14 protein-coding genes are annotated in these 18,991 nt (G+C 64.0%); 6 read left to right on the top strand and 8 right to left on the bottom strand.

The genetic code is table 11. From position 1 onward, the window contains the following. Window positions 1-35 precede the first annotated feature (35 nt). From ettA to M3B90_RS03875, 3 genes are all read right to left on the bottom strand, one after another. Window positions 36-1,718 carry an energy-dependent translational throttle protein EttA gene (ettA, locus tag M3B90_RS03885; protein WP_259888718.1) on the bottom strand — a complete coding sequence of 561 codons (1,683 nt, stop codon included), beginning with the start codon at window positions 1,716-1,718 and terminating at the stop codon, window positions 36-38. Between the two features lie 100 nt (window positions 1,719-1,818). Next, window positions 1,819-2,523 (bottom strand): HAD family hydrolase, encoded by a 705-nt coding sequence (locus M3B90_RS03880; RefSeq protein WP_259888717.1) that lies wholly within the window; start codon window positions 2,521-2,523, stop codon window positions 1,819-1,821. A 53-nt stretch (window positions 2,524-2,576) separates the two neighbouring features. Beyond that, window positions 2,577-3,680, bottom strand: coding sequence for a PDZ domain-containing protein (locus tag M3B90_RS03875; RefSeq protein ID WP_259888716.1), 1,104 nt, complete (start codon window positions 3,678-3,680; stop codon window positions 2,577-2,579). Window positions 3,681-3,824: 144 nt separating this feature from the next. Between M3B90_RS03875 and M3B90_RS03870 the strand changes: the two genes are divergently transcribed. Together M3B90_RS03870 and M3B90_RS03865 are read left to right on the top strand one after the other, a co-directional pair. Beyond that, a complete protein-coding gene (locus M3B90_RS03870; protein ID WP_259888715.1) occupies window positions 3,825-5,372 on the top strand; it encodes a zinc-dependent metalloprotease in 1,548 nt (515 codons plus the stop codon). Further along, a complete protein-coding gene (locus M3B90_RS03865) occupies window positions 5,369-5,905 on the top strand; it encodes an NUDIX hydrolase (protein WP_259888714.1) in 537 nt (178 codons plus the stop codon). The genes M3B90_RS03870 and M3B90_RS03865 overlap by 4 nt, the downstream gene beginning before the upstream one ends. A 12-nt stretch (window positions 5,906-5,917) precedes the next feature. Here the strand turns inward: M3B90_RS03865 and M3B90_RS03860 are convergent, their stop codons facing one another. Continuing rightward, complete coding sequence (locus M3B90_RS03860) at window positions 5,918-6,460, bottom strand: M48 family metallopeptidase (RefSeq protein WP_259888713.1); 543 nt, start codon at window positions 6,458-6,460, stop codon at window positions 5,918-5,920. Window positions 6,461-7,029: 569 nt separating this feature from the next. On the opposite strand from M3B90_RS03860, the gene M3B90_RS03855 reads away from it, so the two are divergent. Further along, window positions 7,030-7,191, top strand: coding sequence for a DUF5679 domain-containing protein (locus M3B90_RS03855; protein WP_167337145.1), 162 nt, complete (start codon window positions 7,030-7,032; stop codon window positions 7,189-7,191). Window positions 7,192-7,274: 83 nt separating this feature from the next. Here M3B90_RS03855 and M3B90_RS03850 read toward each other — a convergent pair whose 3' ends face one another. Then, entirely contained in the window at window positions 7,275-9,371 is a 2,097-nt protein-coding gene (locus M3B90_RS03850; RefSeq protein ID WP_259888712.1) for an ATP-dependent DNA helicase UvrD2, read from the bottom strand. Then, complete coding sequence (nudC, locus tag M3B90_RS03845) at window positions 9,368-10,276, bottom strand: NAD(+) diphosphatase (RefSeq protein ID WP_311199935.1); 909 nt, start codon at window positions 10,274-10,276, stop codon at window positions 9,368-9,370. Before nudC ends, M3B90_RS03850 begins: the two co-directional genes overlap by 4 nt. A gap of 45 nt (window positions 10,277-10,321) precedes the next feature. On the opposite strand from nudC, the gene M3B90_RS03840 reads away from it, so the two are divergent. After that, window positions 10,322-11,296, top strand: coding sequence for a phosphotransferase (locus M3B90_RS03840; protein WP_259888711.1), 975 nt, complete (start codon window positions 10,322-10,324; stop codon window positions 11,294-11,296). Between the two features lie 6 nt (window positions 11,297-11,302). Here M3B90_RS03840 and M3B90_RS03835 read toward each other — a convergent pair whose 3' ends face one another. Further along, the gene (locus M3B90_RS03835; RefSeq protein WP_259888710.1) at window positions 11,303-14,599 is read right to left on the bottom strand and encodes an ATP-dependent DNA helicase; all 3,297 of its coding nucleotides are present in this window, start codon (window positions 14,597-14,599) and stop codon (window positions 11,303-11,305) included. Then, complete coding sequence (locus M3B90_RS03830; RefSeq protein WP_259888709.1) at window positions 14,596-17,820, bottom strand: UrvD/REP family ATP-dependent DNA helicase; 3,225 nt, start codon at window positions 17,818-17,820, stop codon at window positions 14,596-14,598. The genes M3B90_RS03835 and M3B90_RS03830 overlap by 4 nt, the downstream gene beginning before the upstream one ends. 139 nt (window positions 17,821-17,959) lie before the next feature. Between M3B90_RS03830 and M3B90_RS03825 the strand changes: the two genes are divergently transcribed. Continuing rightward, entirely contained in the window at window positions 17,960-18,571 is a 612-nt protein-coding gene (locus M3B90_RS03825) for a TetR/AcrR family transcriptional regulator (RefSeq protein ID WP_259888708.1), read from the top strand. 197 nt (window positions 18,572-18,768) lie between these two features. Then, window positions 18,769-18,990: a DUF3107 domain-containing protein gene (locus M3B90_RS03820; protein ID WP_259888707.1), complete on the top strand. Its 222-nt coding sequence runs from the start codon at window positions 18,769-18,771 to the stop codon at window positions 18,988-18,990. Window position 18,991 lies beyond the last annotated feature (1 nt).

Below are 18,991 nucleotides of genomic sequence, written 5' to 3'. Positions count from 1 at the left end.
TTAAGGTTCGCGGCGGGCTCGGGCTCTTTCGCAGGTTAGTCCCTCGTGAGGCGGCGGTGCGTCACGCGATGCGGGCGAGCTGCATCTTCACCAAGACGCTCAACCTTGTTCTTCTCGTACGACTCAAAGTTGCCCTCGAACCAGTACCAGTTCGCGGGATTCTCCTCGGTGCCCTCATAGGCGAGGATGTGGGTGGCAACGCGGTCGAGGAACCAGCGATCGTGGGAGACCACAACGGCACAGCCGGGGAAGTTGAGGAGTGCGTTCTCGAGCGAACTCAGGGTTTGCACATCGAGATCGTTCGTCGGCTCGTCGAGGAGCAGGAGGTTGCCGCCCTGCTTGAGTGTGAGCGCGAGGTTCAAACGGTTGCGCTCGCCACCCGAAAGCACACCGGCCTTCTTTTGCTGATCCGGGCCCTTGAAGCCGAACTGCGACACGTAGGCACGCGAGGGAATTTCAACCTTGCCCACTTCAATAAAGTCGAGGCCATCGCTCACGACCTCCCAGAGGTTTTTCTCCGGGTCAATGTTCTCGCGGTTCTGGTCAACGTAGCTGATCTTGACGGTCTCGCCGACCTTAAGCTCACCTTCGTCGAGGGGCTCAAGGCCCACGAGAGTCTTGAACAGCGTGGTTTTACCGACGCCGTTGGGGCCGATCACACCGACGATGCCGTTCGGCGGGAGCGAGAAGCTCAGGCCGTCGATGAGCGTGCGATCACCGAAACCCTTCTTGAGGTTTTTCGCGTCGATCACGACGTTGCCGAGACGCGGACCCGGCGGGATCGTGATCTCTTCGAAGTCAAGCTTGCGCATCGACTCGGCTTCCTTCGCCATCTCCTCGTAGCGAGCAAGACGCGCCTTCGACTTCGCCTGGCGACCCTTCGCGCTCGAGCGCACCCATTCAAGTTCTTCCTTGAGGCGCTTTTGGAGTTTCTGATCCTTCTTGCCCTGGACCTCGAGGCGCTCCTGCTTCTTCTGAAGGTAGGTCGAGTAGTTGCCCTCGTACGGGTAGAGGTGGCCGCGGTCAACCTCGGCGATCCACTCGGCAACGTGGTCGAGGAAGTAGCGATCGTGGGTAATCGCGATGACGGCACCCTCGTAGCTCTGGAGATGCTTCTCGAGCCACAGCACCGATTCGGCATCGAGGTGGTTCGTGGGCTCGTCAAGGAGGAGAAGATCGGGCTTCTGGAGGAGAAGCTTGCACAGCGCAACACGGCGACGTTCGCCACCGGAAAGGTGGGTCACGGGCTCATCACCGGGCGGGCAGCGCAGAGCATCCATTGCCTGCTCGAGCTGCGAGTCGAGATCCCAGCCGTTCGCGGCATCGATTTCGGTCTGGAGGGTGCCCATCTCGGCCATGAGCGCGTCGAAATCCGCATCGGGTTCACCCATGAGCTCGCCGATCTCGTTGAAACGCTGGACCTTCGCGTAGAGGTCGCCCATGCCTTCCTGGACGTTCTCGAGAACGGTCTTCTCTTCGTTGAGCGGCGGCTCCTGCAGGAGGATGCCCACGCTGTAGCCAGGGCTCAGGCGCGCCTCACCGTTGCTCGGCTCATCAAGGCCCGCCATGATCTTGAGAATCGTCGACTTGCCGGCGCCGTTCGGGCCGACCATACCGATCTTGGCGCCCGGGAAGAAGCTCATGGTGACGTCGTCAAGGATGACCTTGTCGCCCACCTGCTTGCGCGCCTTGTACATGGTGTAGATGAACTCTGCCAATGTCTCTCCATTTGATTCGTGGGTTGTCTCCCCGCTGCCATCGACTTCGAGCCTGAAGCGGCGGGCACAATGGTTTTAGTCTAGCTTCGGCACCTGCACCTCAACCGAGCGGGACCCCGCGCTCCGCGAGAACCTCTCGTGCGATTTCCCAGCCCGGCCGGGCATCCGGTTCCGACGCCACCGTGCGGTCATTGCGCGGCCAGTAGTGGGCATCGATCCCGAGCGCGTGGGCGGCATCGACGTTCGCCTGCAGATCATCGAAAAAGATCACGTTGCCGGGCCTTGCCACCCCGCCTGTCTCGTGAGCGATCGCATCGAGCAGGATTTCGAAGATCTCCCGCTCGGGTTTTTGCACTCTTTCTTCGGCGCTAATGATCGCGAATTCGAATGCCTCGAACCACTCTTGTTTTCGCAAATACTCGCCGAACGGAGCATTCGTGTTCGAGAGGATCGCGAGTCGAACCTCGTTGCGTGCGAGATCGTGAATGAGTTCGCGGCTGCCCTGGGCAATTTCGCCCCAGTAACGGTCGTCGAGATCGGCGAGGTCGGCGATCTCGTCTGCCGTCGGTTCACCTATTGCTCCGGCCTCGCACACCGCGCGCCAGTAGTCCTCGAGCGTGATCGCGCCCCCGTCGAGCTTTTTCCGCTCACCCCAGTAAACCTGGCGCACGGCCTCGTAGTCGCCTCCCACCTCGCGGTGGATCACGGGGACGGGATCGTGATGCGAGGCCAGCACACCGCCGAAATCGAACACCACAGTGAGCTGGCTGACCGGGTCCTGCACTCGACGCCTCGCACGTGCCATGCTTTCTCCTCTGTTCCGTAGTGTCGCAATCGGGTCAATCGCGTGCTCGCGGCCTAGCCGCAGGTTGGAAGGCCCTTAATCGAGCCCGTATCCGCGATCTGTTTCACGGCCTCGATCGCCTCATCGAGGCAGTCAACACGAACAACCTGGAGACCATCGGGGATATGCCCCGTGACATCCTCGCAGTTCAATCCGGGAGCGAGGAAGTACTCGGCACCGTCGGACTTTGCTCCCACCATTTTCTGGCGAATCCCACCGATCGGGCCCACCGTTCCCTGTTCATTTATCGTACCCGTGCCAGCGATCTTCTTGCCACCCGTGAGGTCGCCCGGGGTCATCTCGTCGTAAATCGCGAGGGCGAAGATCATTCCTGCGCTCGGGCCGCCAATCCCGTCGAGCGCGAAGTTGACCTTGACCGGGAACTCGAAGCCGCGCGCGAGCACAATCCCGAGGAGCGCCCGCTCCCCCTCGTAGCGGGGAGTGAGGGCGAACGACTTTTCCTTACCATCGCGCCGCACGGTGACCTTCACTTTTTCACCGCGCGGGGTGGATCCGATCGTCTCCCCCGCCTCCGCGACGTTTTCCACCTTTTGACCGTTGGCCTCAAGCAGAACGTCGCCGGGTTTCAGGTGGTTCGCGGCGCCACCATCGCTGCGCACACCCGCAACGATCGTCGTCGTCGAGTACGAAACGCCCTGTTTCGCAAGCGCCGCCGCGATCGCCTCCTGCTGCGAGCCGTTCATCTCGACAGTATTCATGAGCGAGTTGTCCTCGGCGTCGGTGTCGTCGGGGTAAAGCGCCTCGACGGGGACAATCGAGCGGTCTCGATCAAACCACGCCGCCATGACCCCCGCGAGCGGAATGTCGTAACCGGGTGAGCCCTGGACCGACACGGTCGTCATCCGTAGTTCCCCCTCGCTCGGAGCATCATCGCGGCTTTCGACGCTTATGATGTCCTTCCCGTCGTACTTTCCGAGCACGTTGAGCGAGGGCCCGGGAGATTCGACAACGTATGGCGCGGGGAGCACGGCCGCGACTACGGTGAGAACCGCGAGCGCGAGGGCCGAGAGAGTCACCGTCCACAGGCGACGCTTGTACAGGCGCGGATTCGTGACGCTCGGGGGCACAACCGTGAGTTTCTCGAGGGCATTTTTCACACGAGCATTGTTCCAAAGTTTCGCTCCTCATGCTTGGGAAAACCTTCGCGGGAAGCGAAACGCCTACCTCCGTGGCCCCGCGCTCGATACGCTTGGAGAATCCGTGACCGGCGGCTCCAACCGCCTCAATCGACAGGAGCGCGCATGAGCGACGAGTCCAACGAAGAGAACCTCCGCAAGTTTCTCGAGGAGATTTTCCAGGGGCAGATCCCCCCGGGCGCACTCGAGGGCCTCGATCTTTCCGAGCTTGCACAAAGCGCTGGACTTCCGAGCGACCCAGCGATGCTGCGCATGGCGGCGATTCAAATGCAGTCGCTCTTTGCCGCTGGAGGCGATGGTCCCGTGAATTGGAAGCTCGGTCATGACCTGGCGCGCCAGGTCGCCTCGGGAAATGTCACGATCCTGCCCACGGGGGCGCTCCCGCAGATCGGTGGTACCTCGATCGGCACAGCCGGCGACCCGAACGTGAGCGAGGCTGACGAGCATGCCCTACGCGAAGCCGGAAACGTCGCCGCGATGTGGCTTGCCGAGAAGACCGATTTCGCGGTCGTGAGCGACGCTGTCGAGTGCTGGAGCCGCGGCACGTGGGTCAACCGCACGCTACCGCGTTGGCAAAAGATCGTGGAACCCGTCGCGCAATACATGGCCGAAGCGATTGGTGACGCGTTCACGAAGCAGCTCGGAGAGCTCGGCGGGCTCGAACAGCTTGGCGGTTCCGGGCCGCTCGGCGCCATGGGCGGGGCCCTCGGCGACCCGAGCTCCATGATGAAGAAAATGGGCGGCACAATGTTCGGCCTCCAGTTCGGCCATGCAATCGGCTCGATCGCGCGCGAAGCGATCGGCGTCACCGATCTTTCGCTCCCCCTGTGGACGTTCTACGCGCCCGTGATCGTGCCCGCGAACCTCACCGACGTTCTCGAGGGCACCGATCTCGATGTCGATGCGGCGCGCATCTTTTTCACCGCGCGTGAGATCGCTCATCAGAGCCTCTTCAAGAGCGCGCCGTGGCTGCCCGAGCACCTCTTCACCGCGATCGAGGGCTATGCGCGAGGCATCACCCTCGACATGGGGGCGCTTGAGGAGAAAATCCGCGACTTCGACGTCAGCAATCCCGCGGCGATGAGCGCGACGAACCCCGAAGAAATATTCACGTTCACGCGCTCCGAGGATCAGGAGCGCGCTCTCACCGAACTGACCACAACCCTCGCACTCATTGAATCGTGGGTTGATCTCGTCGTCACCGAGGCTCTGCGCGAGAGGATCCCCCGCCTTGACGCGATGCGTGAACTCGTGCAGCGTCGACGCGCAACGGGCGGTAGCGCCTTGGACACCCTCACGAATCTCGTGGGCATCGAACTGCACCCGCGCTCGGTCAAGGAAGCGTATGCGTGGTGGGAGTCGGTGCTCGCCACCGAGGGCATGGAAGGCCGCGAGAAGGTGTGGGCCCACCCGGATCTTCTTCCGAGCCCCGAGGTGCTTAGCGGGCGCCCACAGGCACCTCAGGCGCCTGTGCCCACGGAGGATTCCGACGGTGACGGGCTTCCCGATCTTCCCGAGTTTGGCGCGATGAACTCTGCTTCGCCCGATTTCGATGAGGAACTTCGCAAGCTTCTCGACGGCGAGTTCGATGGCCCAAGCGAGGAACCCGGAGACACTCCCGACGACGAGGGGAAGCCGGGCGAGGATCAGTGAGTCTTCCCGGATCCTTCCTCGCGGAGCTCGAGGCATGTGCCCCCTCTCGCGAGAAACAGCGATTCGTTGCGCTCGCCGCCTCGTGCGATAACGCACACCTCAGGTCGAGCGGCCCCGTGCACTTCACCGCGAGCGGCATCGTTATCGACGCCTCAGGTCAGTTTGTCGCGCTCCACCACCACCGCAAGGTCGGCGCCTGGCTCCAATTCGGCGGACACATCGAAAAGGACGAAGAGAGCTTTGAGACCGCCGCGCGCCGAGAAGTCGCCGAGGAGTCAGGGCTGATCGACTTCGAGACCGTGGGCGCCGCCCCGTTCATTCTTCACGCGCATGCCCTCAACAGGAATTTCGCGGTGTGCAGCGAACACTGGGACGTGCAATATCTCATGCGCGCGGCCGTCACCCCCACCGGGCCCACGGATGCTCTGACCTTAAGCGAGGAGAGCCACGACGTGCGATGGTGGAGGCTCGAGGACCTCCCAAGAGGCGTCGTGCCAGACCTCATCCCCACGCTCGAAAAGCTCCGCACGTAAACCGGCCGCAAACTACGACGGCTGCGCGAACGAGTAGCCCTCGAGGAAGCCATTGGCGCGCTCAAGCTCGGGATAGGCAGCCTCGAGCCGGCGAAAGGCGTGCGAGTGGTTCGGCTCAAGCAGGTGAGCGAGTTCGTGCACAAGAACGGATTCGATCACGTACTCCGGCATGCCCTTCAGGACATGGGAGAGGCGAATCGATCGATCAGCGCTCGTGCATGAGCCCCAGCGCTTACCCTGATTCGTCACCCATCGCACGCTCGAGGGCCGCGGAACACTCGGCACATACTTTTCTCTCAGCACGAGGGCGAGTGCCATGAGGTCCTCGTCACTCGCGGCCGAGGGCTCGGCACGTTTTCCGTACTTTGCGTACATCTCTCGCGCCCATTTGCGTGTTTCGCGTGCCGACAGTCTCGCGGGGACGAGCAGCTCGAACACTCCACCCTTGCGACGTGCGGTGATGGTTTTTTGGCGACGGGTGGAGCGCACGACCTCGATGGGCTCGGGAATGCCATCGAGGTGGAGCTGTTCGCGTTCGGAGCGTCGGCGGGGCACGCAGCGAGTGTAGTGCCCACGAGCTTGACAAGCACACGAGGGTTGTGGATAAGGCGCATGAACCGGGGACGTAAGTCCTATTTGCGTCACACTCTTGAGGCCTGCAACACATGTTGCAAAAAATTAATATTCCCAATCGAAACTCGATAAAGCAGCTGGTCAAGGCATGGACGAGATCCCCGCATCGAATTATCCACACACACTTTCCACACAGGTTTTAGGGGTGTCCACAACAATGGACCAGTTATCCACAGTCACTCCCCGTCACCGCTTTGACCGAGGGCGCGCATCCCACTACATTCAATGAAGTAGCGATCCCCCGGGAAAACAAACGCTCGTGGGCGGGGAAGGCCCGCGTGCGTTAAGCGCCCCTGGGGGATCGCCCCTTTTTTGCACGCGCACCACCTCAAAAACCCTCCCCCACTACCACTAGTTGCGAACCATTCCCAAAAACGCCTCTGACGTGGGGTTTCTTCGTCTCACACTCGGAGTGTTGAGTTCTCAAGCACTCAAAAATGCCTATACAGTGGCGAGGAACAAAGAGTTCACCACAATCCCTAGGAGCAACCATGGCTGACGAAACCTACACGGGCGAGTTCTACTGCGTGAAGTGCCGCGCGAAGCACGAAGCAACCGGCACCATCCAGGTCAACGACAAGGGCCGCCGTGCGGCGAAGGCTGAGTGCCCCAAGTGCGGCACGAAGCTCAACCGCTTCCTCCCCAGCAAGTGAGTGCTCGCGGGTGCATGAGCTCCCGCTTCACATTCGCATGAAAGAACCGGCGCCACGGGTGGCGCCGGTTCTTCTTTGCCTCTCTAGCGTTCCTCAGAGATGATCGCGAGGACTTCCTCGCCGAACTGCATGAGCTTCGCTTGCCCTACGCCGGGAACCTGGTGAAGCTCCTCGGGAGTCGCTGGTGCCCGATCCGCGATCGCGAGGAGGGTCGAATCGGTGAACACCGCAAAGGCGGGACGCTTGAGCTCGCTCGCGCGCTCGCGCCGCCAGACACGCAGCTTCCCAAAGAGCTCGGCACTTTCCGCTCCCCCGCATCCCGCGTGGCGCCCGACCTTCTGCTCACCCGGTGAGGTGAGTGTCTCGCCGCAGCCCTTGCACGCCGTGAACACGCGAGCGCCGCGTCTCCCGGTCGTGCGCTTCGTGGCCGTCCGCTCAGCCGCGCCTTCATCACGGTGGTCGAAAGCCCCCGCAATAAACCGTGAGGCCTTCCTCGAAGCCTTCGCCCCCTCGCCGCGTGCCGCGGCCCACGTCACCGTGAGCACATCGCGCGCACGCGTCATCGCGACATAGAACAAGCGCCGCTCTTCCTCTATCTCCTTGTCCGTTTTTGCGTAAGAGATGGGGAACGTGCCTTCGCTTGCCCCCACCACGAACACTACCGGCCACTCAAGCCCCTTCGCGGCGTGCACGGTCGCGATGGTCACGGCCTCACTCACGGGGGCACTTTGCGCCTCGCGGCGCTCCTCGAGCTCGGCAACGACGTCCCTGAGGCTTGCACCCTCGCGCTCCGCTATCGAATCGGCGACCTGCACGAGTGCATTGAGGGATGCCCACCTCTCGAACACCGCGCCTCGCGCCTCGGGGGCCTTGTCGGTCCAACCGCGTGAGGAGAGCACATCGCGCACAACGCGCCCCACGTCTGGGTCATTGCCGCCGCCTGCACCGAGAGCAGCGCGAAGTGCGCTCATCGCCTCGTGAACTTCGCGCCGTTCGAAGAATTTCTGACCTCCGCGCACCTGATAGGCAACGCCTTCGCGGTCGAGGGCATCTTCAAAGCGTTCACTGTGGGCGTTGACGCGCAAGAGAATCGCGATTTCGCTCGCGCTTTTGCCACCGCGAATCAGCTCGGCAATCGACCTCGCGACCTCGCGCGCCTCGGCGGTTTCATCGGGATAGCCCACAACGAGGGGCCGGGTGGCGTCGGACCGCTGAGCCCGAAGTTCCACGTGCGATTCCCTGCCCTCCTTCGCCCTCGCGAGCACGGCGTTCGCGACCTGCACGATCTGCGGGCTCGAGCGGTAGTTGCGCTCGAGACAGATCACGCTCGCGCGCGGGAACTCTTTCGTGAAGTCGAGCAGGTAGCTCGAGTCGGCGCCCGCATAGGAATAAATCGTTTGCGCGGCATCGCCCACGACACACACGTCGCTCGCATTGCCGAGCCACGCGCGAAGCAGCCGGAATTGCAGGGGCGAAATGTCCTGGTATTCATCGACCGTGAAGTGGCGATACTGGGAGCGCACGGCGTGAGCCATCTGCGGATGCTCCTGGATCATCGAGGCGGTGAGCAGCAAAACGTCCGCGAAGTCGATGAGGTGCAGCTCGGTCTTGAGGTCCTCGTACTGGGTCATGATCCGCGCAAGGGTGCGAGGCTCGAATCCCGCAACCCCCGCGCGCGAAAGGCGCGCCGCCGCGAGCGGATACTCCTCGGGAAGGATCATCGACGATTTCGCCCATTCCAGCTCTGCGGAGATGTCGCGAAGCGCGGCAGGATCCACGCGCATGTGCAGGCGCCCCATGGCCTGGGCCAAGAGTGGGAGGGTCCGATCCACGAGATCGGGTGCGGGGCCTCCGACGGTGGACGGCCAAAAGTAGGTGAGCTGTCTGAGCGCCGCGGAGTGGAACGTGCGCGCCTGGACGGCCGGCACACCGAGGTCGCGAAGACGCGAGCGCATCTCGGCCGCAGCCTTGGTGGTGTAGGTGAGCGCAAGGACGTGGTTCGGCGCATACCCGCCGCTCGCGATCGCGTACGCGATGCGGTGAGTGATCGCGCGGGTCTTGCCGGTTCCTGCGCCCGCGAGGACGCACAGGGGCGCCCCGATCGATTGAGCGACCTGGCGCTGTTCGGGATCGAGCCCCTCGAGGATGCGGTCGGCGCCGCTCATCGATGCGGTGTTCACAAAAGCCTTCCCTTCCTCCAGGCCTCGATCATCGAGCGGGCGATAGAGGTGGGGGGAGGCAAGCGCAACTCTCCCTTCTCCAGGGCCTTCGCGAGTTCCTCGCGCGTGAACCACCGGGCACTCGCGAGCTCCTCGCGCTGAAGGGTGATGTCGGTGTCGGCATCCTCCGCAAGGCGTGAGGTGAAGGCGATCATGATCGAGCGCGGGAACGGCCACGGCTGGGAGCCAAAATATTCGAGGTCGCTTACAACGAGGCCTGTCTCTTCGTGAACCTCACGCTTGAGAGCATCTTCTAGATCCTCTCCGGGCTCCACAAAGCCTGCGAGCGCTGAGACCATTCCCCCTGTAAAGCGATGATTTTTCGCGAGGAGCACGCGGTCACGCGTATCGCGCACGAGGGTGATGACCGCGGGATCGGTGCGGGGGAAGTTCTCGTGCCCGCTCTCGCACGTCAGGGACCAGCCGTGGCGAGTTGCCTTGACAGAAGAACCGCAGCGCGCGCAAGCCCGCGCGTCGCGATGCCACGTGAGCATCCCCACCGCGCTGAGAGCTAAGCTTCGCTCGCGCTTGGTGAGCGCGGGCGCGATCTCGCGGAGGCTTCGCATGCGTATGTCGTTGTGAAGTTCGACGCGAGCACCACCCGTGACACCGGTGAAACTCTCCGCGTCAAGCGCCCAAACCTCACAGCCCTTCCAGGGGCCAAGGAACACTGTGCCCGTGCATTCAAGAGTCCTCAATTTCCACCCCCCATTTGCGCTTTCGTGAACGGCCACCTCGTCACCCTTCACCACGATCGCGCGCCGCTCGATTTTTGCCTCCGAAGGAGCGGGGATCCCTCGCGCATCGCCCGGGGCCGAAAAGTCGGACGTGAGGTACGTGTGAGGAAGAATCATGGGCGATTGCATGTGTCCCACAGTATCCAAAGAGCGCGCAATGGTTACGGTTAGGGGGTGAGACGAAATTCCTATGCACTGGCCGCCCTTGCCACGGCCGGGATTCCCGGTGTGATCCCCGTGGCCACTTCCGCGACGACACTCGAGGGCGAGGAGATCGACACCGCACTCGTACGCGATACCCAGGATCGCCTGTGGGTTGTGAGCGCACCCTCGACCCCCACAGCTGGTGCGCGTCTCGCGAAGGAAATCGGTGTTCTCGAGGCGCTTTCGCGCACCGAGCTTGCTCCCTATCTTCAGGCACCGCAGGGCTTTGCGTCGATTCCCGAGGGCGGCCGCGCAGCCATCGCACTCGCGCTAGAAGGAACTTCACTGCACCTCGATGAGGTCAGCCACGATCATGTGCTTGCCGCAAACCTCGGCCGTACGGTCGCGCTGATCCACAACACGCCGAAAGCCGCATGCCAGGCCTCGGGCGTCGAGGAATACACAGCGGAGGAGGTGCGCGCGAACTACCGCGCGAGCGTTGAACGCGCGCTCGCGGAGCACCCGATCCCTTCTGCGGTGGCACAGCGCTGGAGCCACCTCCTTGCCGACGACGCACTGTGGCAGTTCACGCCGCGCTTCACCCATGGTGCTCTCAACGAGGACACCACCCTCGCCGTGGGCGCAGAGATCTCTGGCTTTACGGGCTGGGAGAACGCACAGGTTGCCGACCCGGCTCGCGACCTCACATGGATGCTTCACGGCCTCGATCCCGAAGCTTTCGAGGCGTTCTTCACGGCGTATTGCGCGAACCTCGATGTGCGACCCGATGCACGCCTCGAGGAGCGCACACAGCTCGTAGGCGAGTTCGCCGTGCTCGAGTGGCTGCTTTCGGGCAGTGACACGGATGATCAATCGATCGTCGCGGAAGCCCTCGAGATGCTGCGTGAGGTTGACGATGACCTCGCGGAACTCGCACGCCGCGAGGCCGAGCACGAATTTGACGAGCTCGACTCACACGACCCCAAGGCCACGCCTGAGCTCTAAGCGCCCCTACCCAAGCTGCGAGAACATCTCCCCCAGACGTTCCTCGCTCGGGTGCTCCCTGATGTCGATCGTGCGCTCGGCGGCGACGTAGTGAAACTTCGTCTCGATTCTCTCGAGCGGCAGGCCCGTTTTCTGGTGCCATGCGAGGCGATACACGGTGAGCTGAAGCGCCTTGCGCGCGAGTTCCTCGCCCGAGGGCACGCGGCCGGTTTTCCAGTCCACGATCCATACGCCCTCGCCGCGGGGATTCGGGTAGACCGCATCGATCACGCCTGAAAGGAACACTCCGTCGAGCGCGAGTGAGACGGGCACTTCGAGCACGAGCGGGGTCATGCCCGCAAAAATCGAGCGATCGAACTTCGCCCTCAGGTCTCGCAAACTCTCGCGTGTGTCGTCGTCATCTCGATCAAGGACGAGGTCGTCCACATCGAGCAGGGCGCCATGGGCGTGCGTGTCTTCAACCCACGCGTGAAAGCGTGTGCCGAGACGCGCGCTCGTGGAGGGCTTGCGGGGCATGGGTCGCACGAGGTCACGCACGCGCTCCTCGACATTCCCACCCGAGAGCGTCACGAGATCAGAGGGGCTCAGGCGCGACGGCAGGTGCACGCTTCGAGATTCCTGCTCGGCGCGCAGATTCGCGATCACGTGCCGGGTGGCCTCGGTGAAAAGAGCGAGGTCGGGTTCCACGCGGGCTTTTGCAAGGCCGTCTGCCCCGCTCGCGCGGGCGATTCTGACGGCTGCCTTCGCCTCCTCGACGTCCTTTTCGCGCGCGTGTGCCTCGGCGGGCCACAGTGCGAGCCGGGGCGCGGATTCGAGCGGGTTCTCGGTGCCGATCTCACCTTCGAAACGCAAAACGTTTACACCGCCAAGGGCGCTGATGTCGTCGACGAAACGCGAGGCGCGGCGCGGCTTTGAGGCGCCCTCAACCCAGGCGGAATGGGTAAGAAGCGCGCTTTTCCTGGCGCGCGTGAGCGCGACGTACATGAGACGGCGCTCTTCACGGAGGCTCTCAGCGCCACTTTCGAGGCGGAACTCTTCAAGCTTCTCGTCGAGCTCCACCTGGGTGGCGGCTTCGGCCCAGCGCAGCTCGGCAAGGATTTCTTCGTCGCCGCGGAGCTCAACGGGGATGGTCGCGAGCGTAAGTTCATTGATCCATCCCGGCTCGCGCGGTGCGGGGTACTCCCCTGGATTCTCGGGCTTCACTGCGCTCTGGCGCGTGTAGGAGGGGAAGCTCCCTTCGGTGAGCGAGGCGATGGCGACGTGATCCCATTCGAGTCCTTTCGCCGCGTGCACGGTCGAGATGACGACGGCGTTCGGATCGCTTGCGCGTGTGGGGGCGGCCTCGAGCCCACGCTCCTCGGTTTCGGAAACGTCGAGGTGCGCGAGGAAGGCCGCAAGACTCGGGGCGCTCGCGGTGCGGGCATAGCTCGCCGCGTGCGCGCGCAGTCGCTCAATGTTCGCGAGCGCGTGTTCTTCATCGCGCTGCGGATCCGATTCGAGCGCGATATCGACACCGAGGGCACGCACCGCGACCGTCACAAGATCCGGAATATCAAGCCCCTGCGCAGCGCGAACCTCCCTCACGATGCGGGCAAGCTGGGCGAGCCTTTCACGTGCACGCTCACTCAGGCGCTGCCCCGAGGGACTCACGAAATCGCGAGGAGGTGGCGACGTCACGGCATCGACGAGGGTGAACGCCGCCGCCGGGTCGGTACGCGCCATGTTTCCGCCCTCGCTTCGCTCGAGCACACGGCGCCACGCGCCAAGTACAGCGATATCGGCGGGTGCGATGCGAAAACGAGGCCCCTCGAGAAGTTCCATGAGGGCATCGGAGCGCGAAGCGTCGCTCGCGACCTCGAGAAGCGCCCGAACATCGCTCACCTCGCGCTGCGCGAGCAAGGAATCGCCACCTGCCACGGTCACACTTAAGCCCGCGGATTCGAGGGCCGATTGCAGAACCGGGATCCGTGAGCGCGAACGCACGAGAACGGCGGCACTCGGGGGCGCTTCGTTGAGACCTTCGGTTTCGGATTCGTGGGCGGCGCGCAAGCTCGAGATCCACTCGGCTATTGCACGGGCCTCATCGAATTCGGTCGCGTGTGCGGCAACGGTGATCGCGCCGGGGCCCGCACCGGGACGCGGGGCAAGCGTCGGAACCGCTACCCCCGCCGTACTGCCCGAGAGCGGACTGCTGATCGCGTTCGCCCCCGCGAGCAGGGCCGCGTCATTGCGCCAGGACGTGCTGAGCGTGTACTGCCGCACAGGCTCCTCTTCGCTTCCCCAGCGCTCGACGAAAGCGGAGAGGGAGGCCGCCGAGGCTCCACGCCATCCGTAGATCGCCTGATTTGGGTCGCCCACGGCACACGTCGCGTGCCCCGCGCCGAAGAGAGTCGCAAGCAGCTGAAGCTGGGCGACGGAAGTGTCTTGAAACTCGTCGAGGAGCACGACCCGATGCTGCGCACGCGCATCCTCGCGCACCTGTGCACTCGCCTCGGCGATCGCCGCGGCGTGGCTCACCTGGTCGGAAAAGTCGATCGCACCACGCTCGCGTTTCTCGCGCGCAAACGCCTCGAGGAGCGGCACGAGGGCCCTGCGCTGCTCGAGTATGCGCCACAGGCGCCTGACGCTCGTGGGCGCAGTACGCTTTTTCCCACCCTCGCCCTGGAGCGGGAGGTTCATCGTCTCAATCTCGATCTCGCGCAGGTACTCGTCGAGGTCGCGCGCGGTGCGTAGGTGATCGCTGAGCGCACCCGAAAGTGAAAGCACGGCGCTCGCGACCGTGCCGCTCGAGTGCTCGAAGGGGAGCTCGCCCTGCCACGATTCGACGAGGTCGTAGGCAATCTGCCACGCGGCTGCGGGCGGAAGCACGGTGAAGTCCGGGTCGATGCCGATCCGAAGCGCGTGCTCGTGTACGAGATCGAGTGCAAATCCGTTATAGGTCGCGACTCGCGGCGATTGACCGCCAAGATGTACGGTGCTCGCCGCGAGCGTCGGCGGCGGCTCGATCCCCGCCGATTTCATCGCCGAGGCGAGGCTCGAGAGCCTTCGGTTGATTCGTTCGGCAAGCTCGTGCGCGGCCTTCTTCGTGAAGGTCAACCCGAGCACGTGGCGCGGTTCAACGAGACCGTTGGCGATGAGCCACACGACTCTCGCGGACATCGTCTCAGTTTTCCCGCTTCCCGCACCCGCGACGACGAGAGCCGGAGCAAGCGGCGATTCGATGACCGCGACCTGCTCGGGGGTCGGTTCGGGCTGGCCGAGAAGGTGCGCAACGTCGCGCGCACCAAAGCGCACTTTCGTCACATCTCCTCCCGGAAGAGCGGGCATGAACGCTTTACGGGACACACCGTGCAGTGGGGGTTGCGCACGAGGTGAACTCGCGCGGAGCGCAAGCGCGCATCGATATCCCGCACGAGGTTGTCGAACCACTCGGGCTCATCCCCCTCGCCTAGCGCAGGCTGGTGGCGCACCGCGCTCGACTTCGCGTCCGTGCCGAGGTAGACGAGGCTCGCCCCATTGACGCTCTCTTCGCTCTCCGTGTGCCGAAGCGCGTACTGGTAGGCGGCAAGTTGCGGGTCGCGCTCGGCATCCGTTTTCGACTTCGCGGTTTTCCCCGTCTTGTAGTCCACGACTCGAAGCCCGCCCGCCTCACGTTCGATGCGGTCGATCGACCCGCGAATCTCCACACTCTCGCCGAGCGCGACCGCGAAGCGCTTCTCGACCGCCGCGACGTCCGGATGCGCGCTTTGATACGCGCCGAGCTTCTCGAGCATGCGGATGATGCGCGCGCGTTCGGCCCGAGTGCGCCAGTTCTGCTCATCAACTTTGCCCGCGGGGTAAGACTTCTCGAATGCGGCGACGAGCTCGGCCGCTCCCGTTTTCGGATGGGCCTCGGCGAGCGCGTGAATCAAAGTTCCAACCTCCTGGGCTGGACCGACGGAGGTGCGGGCGCCCGCACTCTCGAGGAGAAACGCGCGCGAACACTGCGAAGCGGTCGCGAGGCTCGACGGAGAAAGGGCGAGAGTGCCGTCAGCGGGCAATGCGGGATCGGTGCGCGTGAGCTCCTGGTAGTACCAGGTTTCGGGGCTTGCGCACTCGACACCTTCGCGCTCGAGGGCCGTGAGGAGCTCGGCGACGTGGGACCGCTTCGCCTGTTCGTTCGGCCCGTTCGGTTCGGAAGGAAATTCCCGCGCGAGTGCGGCAACAAGCTGGCGGGCTTCGGGAAAGGGCCCGGGACTCGCGCTCTCGAGGGCCGACGCCACCCATCCGCTCGGCACACCTCCGATATGCGCGGCGTTTTCGAGAACCCGGAAAAGGCCCGAGGGAGCGCTCTCGTCATTGTCGACAGCCGTCACGAGCACTCGGCTCCGTGCCCGTGAGAGCGCTGCGACTGCGAGGCGGATCTCGTCGTTGAGGTTCATGCTGCGCCGGATCGCGCGAAGCTCCGCGCGACTCGTTGCGAGGCCCGGGTGATCAAGGTGGAGTGCGAGATCGGCGGCTCCGAGGAGTCCCGAGCGAAGGCGGAGGTTCGGCCAGACTCCCTCGTTGAGGCACGCGAGGATCACGGTGTCGAAGCTCTCCCCCGCCGCAGCCGCGGGGGTAAGCACACGAACGACACCGCTCACCCTCCCGCGTGCGCTGAGCGAATCCTCGGGCACGGCCTGGGACTCGATGTGGGCCATGAATACGACGATGTCGTCGCCGCCGCGGCGTTCTTCGTAGCGGTCGGCAGCCGTGAAAAGCGCCCCGAGAGCATCGAGACGCGCGTTCGCGAGTTTCGCGCGTGAGCGGGCTTGAACGCTTGACGCCGGAGCGATCGCCTCGCCCTGCCAGCGCTTAGCGAGATGCGAGGCTTCCCACGCGGCCCACAGGAGGGGAAGGATCCCGGTTTCGCGAGCTGCATCGATGGCCTCGCGCATTCGGCGCAGCCGCCGAAGTGGGGACGTCAATGCTCGAAGGTAGCGATCCCTCCCCCTCGTGGCACCGCCATTCTCGTCGGTCGCACCCGGCAACGGCACATCGGAGTTGTCGATGATGTCGAGGATCGCTCGATCGCCGGACGTGCCCGTACCGTGCGCGAGCGCCCAGCGCCGCAGTTCACGCAGCATGCCGTCGTCGATCCCGCCCCAGGGTCCGCGAAGAATCTCCACGAGACGTTCGGTTCGGAGCTGCTCGATTCCGAGCCCCCACGCGAGGATGGTGAAGAGATCGCGGATGACGGGCTCGTCGCGCAGCGCCGTGGCGCGCAAGGGCGCCGCGGCCTCGATTCCCACGCGCGTGAGACGCTCCGCGAGTGCGCGTGCCGTCGAGGCGGAGCGGCACACAACGGCAATATCGTCGCGCGGTACCTCATGCACGGCCCCCAAAAGCCTGATCGCCGTCGCGATGTCGCGCGCCTCGGCTTCCTCGTTCGCCGCGAGTGCAAGAGCAAAGGTCTCAGTTTGGCCTTCCCCGATTTCCATTTTCCGCAGGGCACTCGGTGCTCCTTCGAGCGGCAAACGCGAGGCGAGCAAAGCAGCGATACGCGTGAGGGCGGGTTCCTGGCGAAAGCTGCGCTCGAGCGTGAGCGTTGCGCTTTCACGGCGGGCGAGCGCGGATGATCGGGCGACGCGTGAAGCAGCATCGGCCATGCCGCCTCGGAAGCCCTCGACCGTCATATCAGGACTCGAAGCCACGAGTACGCGAGAGGCACGCGCCGCGAGCGCCTCGACAATCCGCACGCCACTCGCGGTGAAATCTTGTGCATCGTCGACAGCGAGAAGCTCGATCTCTTCTCCCGTCTCCACCACTGCGCACGCGCGATCCACGAGTACGCCCGCATCAAACCGCGCGCCCGCATCGATCGACATGGAGCTCTCGAGCGCGAGCGAGTCGAGATACGATTCGAAAATCCCTGCCGCTGCCTGCCACTCTTTGCGCCCGTGCTCAACGCCGAGCGCGGCGAGATTCTCCGGGGTGAGACCTCGCTCGGTACAGCGGCTCACGAGGTCGCGAAGTTCCGCGCGAAAACCTGCGAGAGAAATAGCGGCGGGATCGATCGATTCCGGCCAACCCGCGGGAACCTCCGAAAGAAGGTTCTCAAGGAGCGCGTCCTGATCGGCGCCCGTAACGAGGGAAGGCTGCGCGAGCCCATTGCTGGCCGCCTCCTCGCTCACGAGCGCGAAAGCGTATGCGAGCGGCGTCATGACCGTGGGGAGTTCGAGCCGTCCCTCGGCGCCGGAACCGTGGGCCGCCATCGCCCGCCGCGAAAGTTCGTCACGAAGAAGTGCGGCGCGTTCCCTTGTAGGAGCAAGAAGAACGACGGAACGGGGCTCGGCGCCCGAGCGCATCGCTTCCCACGAGGCGTGGGCACACAGGGAGGACTTCCCGCTTCTCGGCGGGCCGTAGGCAAACGTCGGAATTCCCCGCCCCAGAAGTTCGAGCGCACGGGCTTGCGCCACGCCCGGGCGAACTCGCGAGAAATCCGCAAGTTTCGCGGGGGCAGAAAAAGGCGAGAGCCGCAAGCCCACGGGCTTTTCCTGCATCCTGTTCCCCTCGACGTTTCTCGTTTAGCCGCGCATTCGTGGAAAATAAATACCAACACGGGCGTAGGACATTTAAACTACCCTGATAGGAATTCCTTGCGTTGACCGCCAACGCATTTCCGAAGTACCAGGAGATCACATGCGCCGCCGACTCCCCCGAGCAGAACGCCGCGCCCAGCTTCTCGACGTTGCCACCTCCAGGTTCGGTGAGCGCGGTTACCACCCCACGTCGATGGACGATATCGCCGAGGCCGCCGGGGTTACGAAGCCCGTGCTCTACCAGCACTTCGACTCGAAAGAAGATCTCTACATCGCGGTGATTGAGCGGATCGGCGAGGTTCTTCGCGAGCGCATCGATGATTTCGCCTTCGAGGGCGCCTCGACCAAGGACCGCGTGCGGGAGGGCATCGAGGTGTTCTTCGAAGTTTTCGACACACGCTCGAGCATGCTCAAGCTCTTTTTCGGAAGCGAGTATGTGACCGAACGCGTCCAGGAAGAAGTCACCCGTGCAACCTCACGGGCAGCCGAATCGGTCGGTGCACTCCTCGCCCGTGCTCGCGACCTTTCTCCCGAAGAGGCCGTCGTCGTCGGGCGCACATTCGTCACTTCGGTGCAAGCCATTGCGCGCGAAGCCGACGGCGCCTCGAATGAGCGCCGTGAGCTCATGCTCGCTTCTCTCGCAAATCTGCTCACGGGTGGGATCCGCGCATTCGAGCCGCGCGATGAGGAACTCACGAAGAACCCCGAGTAGGCGCTCTAAGCGAACGCTCCACGATTTTTCGGTCGTGGCCGATACACTTGAACGCGTGCGCGCGGCGCGAACAGGCTGCCGAGCGCCTCTGACCTTTTGCCGTACCCCCGATCCTCGCATCGTTATCGCCGAGGCTCGTGCGGCGTGTGCGGCTCGCAAACCGTGCGCCCAGTGCGCACATGAGAAAAGGACATCCCATGGAAATTCGCATTGGCGTTACGCATTCGTCTCGCGAGCTTTCGCTCGAAACCGACATGAGCGCCGAGGATCTCTCCGCACTCGTGGAGAAGGCCATCGCTGAGAGCTCACTCCTCACGGTCAAGGACACCAAGGGGCGCACGGTTCTCGTGCCAGGCGAGCGCATCAACTACGTCGAGTATTCGACCGAAGAGCCGCGCCGCGTCGGTTTCCTGGGCTGAA

This window comes from Dermabacter sp. p3-SID358, from assembly GCF_025147465.1.
Classification (GTDB): domain Bacteria; phylum Actinomycetota; class Actinomycetes; order Actinomycetales; family Dermabacteraceae; genus Dermabacter.
The sequence above is the reverse complement of the archived record's forward strand: the minus strand, read 5'-3'. Positions and strand labels throughout refer to the sequence as shown.

Coding starts and splice junctions, on each gene's coding strand:
- M3B90_RS03880 (WP_259888717.1), bottom strand. CDS start 2,523: ATGGCACGTGCGAGGCGTCGAGTGCAGGACCCGGTCAGCCAGCTCACT.
- M3B90_RS03825 (WP_259888708.1), top strand. CDS start 17,960: ATGCGCCGCCGACTCCCCCGAGCAGAACGCCGCGCCCAGCTTCTCGAC.
- M3B90_RS03830 (WP_259888709.1), bottom strand. CDS start 17,820: ATGCAGGAAAAGCCCGTGGGCTTGCGGCTCTCGCCTTTTTCTGCCCCC.
- nudC (WP_311199935.1), bottom strand. CDS start 10,276: ATGCAATCGCCCATGATTCTTCCTCACACGTACCTCACGTCCGACTTT.
- M3B90_RS03870 (WP_259888715.1), top strand. CDS start 3,825: ATGAGCGACGAGTCCAACGAAGAGAACCTCCGCAAGTTTCTCGAGGAG.
- M3B90_RS03855 (WP_167337145.1), top strand. CDS start 7,030: ATGGCTGACGAAACCTACACGGGCGAGTTCTACTGCGTGAAGTGCCGC.
- M3B90_RS03820 (WP_259888707.1), top strand. CDS start 18,769: ATGGAAATTCGCATTGGCGTTACGCATTCGTCTCGCGAGCTTTCGCTC.